Source organism: Azospirillum sp. Sh1, assembly GCF_008365135.1.
Classification (GTDB): Bacteria; Pseudomonadota; Alphaproteobacteria; order Azospirillales; family Azospirillaceae; genus Azospirillum; species Azospirillum oryzae.
On sequence record NZ_VTTK01000080.1, the window covers coordinates 1 to 4,829 of the forward strand.

Sequence of the window (4,829 nt, forward strand, 5' to 3'; positions counted from 1 at the left end):
CTCGGCTTCGGCCACCCCCATCAGGCCGCTGTCGGGCTCGACGTCGGCGAAGGCGACCTCTGCCCCGGCATGGCGGGGGGGGGGGGGGGGGGGGGGGGGGGGGGGGGGGGGGGGCCCCCCCCCCCCCCCCCCCCCCGGGGGGGGGGGGGGGGGGGGGGGGGGGGATGCATCGCGTGCCTTCCCAAAAGTCCCGCCACGCATCCCCCTCACCCTCCCCATGCTGCGCATGGGTCCCCTCCCTCTCCCCGGGGGAGAGAGGGCGATTTAGGGGAAGAGGGCCCTTCAACTCCCTGGCGCCCGCGGCGCGCTCCAGCCCCGCATAACGCTGACCACGCGCAGCACGAACACCGCCAGCGCGCCGACCACCGCGACCGGAACCGGCGGCAGGTCCAGACGATTGCCGGCGATCACCACCGCCGCCCCCAGCAGGGAGGCCATGGCGTAGATCTCCTCGCGCAGCACCCGCGGCACCTCGGCGACCAGCAGGTCGCGCATCGCCCCGCCGCCGCAGGCGGTCAGCGCCCCCAGCAAGGCGGCCGGCAACGGGCTCAGCCCGTAGGACAGCGCCTTGCCGCAGCCGGCGACGGTGAACAGCGCCAGCCCGGCGGCGTCCAGCACCATCACCGGCTTGCCCAGCCGGTTGATCGGCTTGTGGAATAGGAAGGCGGTCACCCCGGCGGCCAGCGCCACCATCAGATAGCGGTCGTCATGCAGGCTGGCCGGCGGCACTGCGCCGATCAGCAGGTCGCGCACCACGCCGCCCGCCAGCGCCGCGGCCAGCGACAGCACCATCACCCCGAACAGGTCCAGCCGCTTGCGCACCGCCAGCGTGCCGCCGCTGAGGCCGAAGACGAACACGCCGATGAAATCCATCACCGTCAGCAGGGCGGAGAGGTCGGTCGGCATCGGAATGGGAAGCGGCGGCATGGGACGAACTCGGCGGAGGGTGTGTGCCCGCCGATTGAGCACGGCCGCCCCCGTCGCGCCAAGTGAAACCTCCGCTACACCGTGTCGGGCGCCGACAGCCGGATGCTCATCCGCCGCGCCTCCAGCATGAAGGCGCGGGTCATCTGCAACAGGTCGGTGCGCCAATAGAGCTGGGTCAGCGGCTCGTCCAGGAAGTTTTCCGGCAGCATGGCGTAGCAATAGGTCTCCACCACCCGGATGTCCTGCTTCCACGGATCGACGCCGTCGCGCCAGCCGATGGTCCAGCCGGCATGGCCGGCGCCGATGGCCCAGCGTTCGAAATGCGGGGCGATGGTGTTGCTGTCGATGGGGTCCTTCACCGGCACCTGATAGATGGCGACGAAGCGCCAGACATTCAGTTGAAGCCGCATCAGCAGCGAATCGCCGAAGGCGCCGATGCGATAGATGCAGTCGGGGGAGCCGGGGGCGTGGCTGAAGCCGACCTCCGCCCGCCGCAACTCGGCCAGCGGCGTGGCGGACGGGGCGTCGGCCAGCGGCGGCGTCTCATACTCCACGGCACGCAGATCCTCGACCACGTCATGGGTCAGCAGGTGGGAAACGCGGCTCTGCGCCTCGGCGATGGTCAGGCGGGTCAAGGGGGCGGTCCCTTTCTGCTGGTGGCTGAGGGTCAGGACACGAACGCCCCATCCGGTGTTTTGTTCATGAGTCTGCGGCTCTGCGTCGATAGGCCCCTTGACCTTCCAATGGCTGGAAGCTCCATATCACTCCATGCCGAGCGGAATCGAAGGAGAACCGGCATGACCACGACCCAGCACAACATCAGCCCGACGGCGGCCCCCGCCGGCCCGATGGCCGAACTCGACCTTGGCGTGTCAGGCATGACCTGCGCCTCCTGCGTCCGCCGGGTGGAGAAGGCGCTGGGCCGGGTGCCGGGCGTCACCGCCGTCTCGGTCAATCTGGCGACGGAGCGGGCGCGGCTGACCTTCGCCGGGCCGCCGGACGTCAAGGCCGCGGCCGACGCGGTCGAGGCCGCCGGCTACCATGCCGAAAAGCGGGAGTTCGACCTGTCGGTCACCGGCATGACCTGCGCCTCCTGTTCCGGCCGGGTGGAGAAGGCGCTGAGCCGGCTGCCGGGTGTCGACCAGGCTTCGGTCAATCTGGCGACCGAGCGCGCCCATGTCGTCGCCTATGCCGGCAGCGTCGACATCGCCGATCTGGTCGCGGCGGTGGAGAAGGTCGGCTATGGCGCCGCCCCCGTCGATGAGGGCGGTGAACAGGCGGAGGAGGAGGCGCGGGCCGGCCGCAGCCGGCGCGAGCTGCACCATGTGCTGATCGCCGCGGCACTGTCGCTGCCGCTGCTGGCCGGCATGGTCGGCGACCTGTTCGGGGCCGACTGGATGCTATCGGGCTGGGTCCAGTTGATCCTTGCCAGCATCGTGCAGTTCTGGCTCGGGGCGCGCTTCTACCGCGCCGGCTGGAACGCGGTGCGGGCGGGGGCCGGCAACATGGATTTGCTGGTCGCGCTCGGCACCTCGGCGGCCTGGGGGCTCAGCCTCTACCTGATGCTGACCGCGCCCACAGGCCATGGGGACGGGCACGAGCCGCACCTCTATTTCGAAGCCTCCTCCGTCCTCATCACCTTCGTGCTGTTCGGCAAATGGCTGGAGGCGCGGGCCAAGGGCCAGACCGCGGCGGCGATCCGCGCGCTGATGGACCTGCGCCCCGCCACCGCCCGCCTGCGCCGCGACGGGGTGGAGACCGAGGTGCCGGTGGAGCGTGTCCATGTCGGCGACCATGTGGTGGTCCGCCCCGGCGAGCGGGTGCCGGTCGACGGCCGGGTGGTCGAGGGCTCCGGCGGCGTCGACGAATCGATGCTGACCGGCGAGAGCCTGCCGGTCGACAAGGAACCGGGCGCCCGCGTCACCGGCGGCTCGATCAACGGCGACGGCCTGCTGGTGGTGGAGACCACGGCGGTCGGCACCGAAACCATGCTGGCGCAGATCGTCCGCATGGTGGAGGGCGCCCAGGCGTCGAAGGCGCCGATCCAGCGGCTGGTCGACCGGGTCAGCGCGGTGTTCGTCCCGGCGGTGCTGGCGGTGGCGGCGCTGACGCTCGCCGGCTGGTGGATCGTCGGCGGCGATCTGGAGACCGCCATCGTCACCGCCGTTTCGGTTCTGGTCATCGCCTGCCCCTGCGCGCTCGGTCTGGCGACGCCGACCGCGATCATGGTCGGCACCGGCGTCGCCGCCCGCCACGGCATTCTCATCAAGGATGCGGAGGCGCTGGAACGTGCCCATGCCCTGACCGCCGTCGCCTTCGACAAGACCGGCACGCTGACGGAGGGAAAGCCGCGCGTCACCGACCTGATCCCGGCCGAAGGCGTCGATGGCGAAACCCTGCTGCGCCTCGCCGCCGCGCTCCAGGCCGGCAGCGAGCATCCGCTGGCCCATGCGCTGCGCGACCGCGCCAAGGCGGCCGGCATGGCGACGGAACCGGTGAGCGACTTCCGTGCGCTGGCCGGCCGTGGCGTCGCCGGCACGGTGGCGGGGCGCCGCCTGCAACTCGGCAACGCCCGTGCGGTGGAAGAGGCCGGCTTGCAACCGGGACCGCTGGCCGAACCGGCCGAAGCGCTGGCGGCGACCGGCCGCACCCTGTCCTGGCTGATGGAGGTCGGCGAGCTTCCGCGCCTGCTCGGCCTCGTCGGCTTCGGCGACACGGTGAAGGACAGCGCGGTCACCGCCGTCGCCTCGCTGAAGGCGCAGGGGGTGGAACCGGTGATGGTGACCGGCGACGGCTGGGGCGCCGCCCGCTCCGTCGCCGCGGCGCTGGGCATCGAGCGGGTGTTCGCCGAGGTGCTGCCCGGCGACAAGGCCGCCGTCGTCGCGACGCTGAAGGGGGAGGGCAAGGTCGTCGGCATGGTCGGCGACGGCATCAACGACGCACCGGCGCTGGCCGCCGCCGATGTCGGCATCGCCATGGCGACCGGCACCGACGTGGCGATGCACAGCGCCGGCGTCACCCTGATGCGCGGCGATCCCAGGCTGGTCGCCGGGTCCATCGACGTGTCGCGGCGGACCTATTCCAAGATCCGGCAGGGTCTGTTCTGGGCCTTCGCGTACAATGTGGTCGGCATCCCGCTGGCGGCGTCGGGCAACCTCAGCCCGGTGCTGGCGGGGGCGGCGATGGCGCTGAGTTCGGTCAGCGTGGTGGTGAACGCCCTGACCCTGCGCGGCTGGACTCCGCCGAAGAACGGAGACGCATGATGAAGGACGGCATGACCATCGGCGACGCCGCCAAGGCGTCGGGCGTCAACGCCAAGCTGATCCGCTATTACGAATCCATCGGTTTGATTCCGGAGGCCGGGCGGACGGCGTCGGGCTATCGCGTCTACAGCGACCGTGACGTGAATGTGCTGCGCTTCGTCAAGCGGGCGCGGACGCTGGGCTTCGGGATCGAACGCATCCAGAAGCTGGTCGGGCTGTGGCAGGACCGTTCCCGCTGCAGTTCGGAGGTGAAGCGGATCGCGCTCCAACACATCGACGAGTTGGAGGCGAAGATCGCCGAGCTGCAGGCGATGCGCGACAGCCTGCACGAGCTTGCCGACGCCTGCCACGGCGACGAGCGGCCGGACTGCCCGATTTTGAAGGATTTGGCGTCGTGAGGCCCTCTCACCCCCCGCCAAGTCCCCTCTCCCCCCCGGGGAGAGGGTTAGGGTGAGGGGGACGCGCGGCGTGGCTCTTCAAGGGATGCGCAGTCCCGGTACCCAATAAATCCACCCCATGCACCCCCCCCCCCCCCCCCCCCCCCCCCCGGGGGGGGGGGGGGGGGGCCCGGGGTGGGAGGGGGGTACTTATCGCCTTCTCTTTTGGGCGTGGGGGTGGTGTGTGGTGCGGTCGCCCCCC

General features: G+C 71.4%; 4 protein-coding genes. 2 read left to right on the top strand and 2 right to left on the bottom strand.

The window, feature by feature from the left end:
- Positions 1-282: 282 nt before the first annotated feature.
- Both FZ029_RS32620 and FZ029_RS32625 read right to left on the bottom strand, forming a co-directional pair.
- Positions 283-927 (bottom strand): trimeric intracellular cation channel family protein, encoded by a 645-nt coding sequence (locus FZ029_RS32620; protein WP_149274344.1) that lies wholly within the window; start codon positions 925-927, stop codon positions 283-285.
- Between the two features lie 74 nt (positions 928-1,001).
- Complete coding sequence (locus FZ029_RS32625) at positions 1,002-1,562, bottom strand: hypothetical protein (RefSeq protein WP_149274346.1); 561 nt, start codon at positions 1,560-1,562, stop codon at positions 1,002-1,004.
- A 162-nt stretch (positions 1,563-1,724) separates the two neighbouring features.
- Between FZ029_RS32625 and FZ029_RS32630 the strand changes: the two genes are divergently transcribed.
- Both FZ029_RS32630 and cueR read left to right on the top strand, forming a co-directional pair.
- A complete protein-coding gene (locus tag FZ029_RS32630; protein ID WP_282184193.1) occupies positions 1,725-4,190 on the top strand; it encodes a heavy metal translocating P-type ATPase in 2,466 nt (821 codons plus the stop codon).
- Between the two features lie 11 nt (positions 4,191-4,201).
- Entirely contained in the window at positions 4,202-4,588 is a 387-nt protein-coding gene (gene cueR / locus FZ029_RS32635) for a Cu(I)-responsive transcriptional regulator (protein WP_149200260.1), read from the top strand.
- Positions 4,589-4,829: the final 241 nt, after the last annotated feature.

Bases quoted from the DNA above. Each gene is read 5' to 3' on its own strand.
- FZ029_RS32620 (WP_149274344.1), bottom strand. From the start codon at position 927: ATGCCGCCGCTTCCCATTCCGATGCCGACCGACCTCTCCGCCCTGCTG.
- FZ029_RS32630 (WP_282184193.1), top strand. From the start codon at position 1,725: ATGACCACGACCCAGCACAACATCAGCCCGACGGCGGCCCCCGCCGGC.
- cueR (WP_149200260.1), top strand. From the start codon at position 4,202: ATGACCATCGGCGACGCCGCCAAGGCGTCGGGCGTCAACGCCAAGCTG.